The organism is Nitratireductor indicus C115 (genome assembly GCF_000300515.1).
Lineage (GTDB): Bacteria > Pseudomonadota > Alphaproteobacteria > Rhizobiales > Rhizobiaceae > Nitratireductor > Nitratireductor indicus.
In genome coordinates, this window is record NZ_AMSI01000070.1 from 1 (window position 1) to 662 (window position 662).

Consider the following 662-nt stretch of genomic DNA (forward strand, 5'->3'; position numbering starts at 1 on the left):
ATTCCGCTCTCCACATACGAGAATCCCGACACATGGCCGGGGCAGGCTCGCACTGTAATACGAGGGGATGACTGCTACGTCGCCGGCGTGAAGTCGAGGTAGTATTCGCCACCAACCTCGAACGCCTTTGCAGCCTCCGCATTGATCGTGCCGATCTTCAACTCGCCCCATGGCGTGTATTTGAAGAACTGATCGTTCTCGGGGCTGCCCGATGTCACCGGCTCGAATTTGAGCGAGAAGCCTTCGCTACCCTCTTCACGACGAACCAGCTTGAATTTCGCGCGTACACTCATGTGTCTTCTCCTTGTTGGCGAATGGCTGGCGAGGGCCGGGTTGCCATCCCGCTAGATCACCCGCAGGGTGCCCTACTGATCTAGACCGCTCTGTTTCAGGACGGAACGGATGGGACACCCCAACCTTCTCGACTTGCGCCGCCGTCCTGATCTGGTTGCAGGCCAGCGAGTCGAACACTGTAGACCCGGCTTATGAGACCGAGCGGGCTCCGAGCCTGCCTGCCTGAATATCTACGCCGCTTCCTGCTTCTTCTTCGCTTCGCGCCGGCGGCGGCGTTCCCACCGCTTTTGCGCCCAAGAGAAGTCGGCTGGCTTGTCTGAAAGATAGCTTGTGAAGGCTTCATCCGAGGCCCAGGCAGTGATGCCTTT

At 59.1% G+C, this 662-nt stretch carries 1 protein-coding gene; it reads right to left on the minus strand.

Going from position 1 to position 662, the window contains the following annotated elements:
* Window positions 1-74: 74 nt before the first annotated feature.
* Window positions 75-293, minus strand: a complete 219-nt coding sequence (locus tag NA8A_RS24235; RefSeq protein WP_009453094.1) for a hypothetical protein — start codon at window positions 291-293, stop codon at window positions 75-77.
* Between the last annotated feature and the right edge of the window lie 369 nt (window positions 294-662).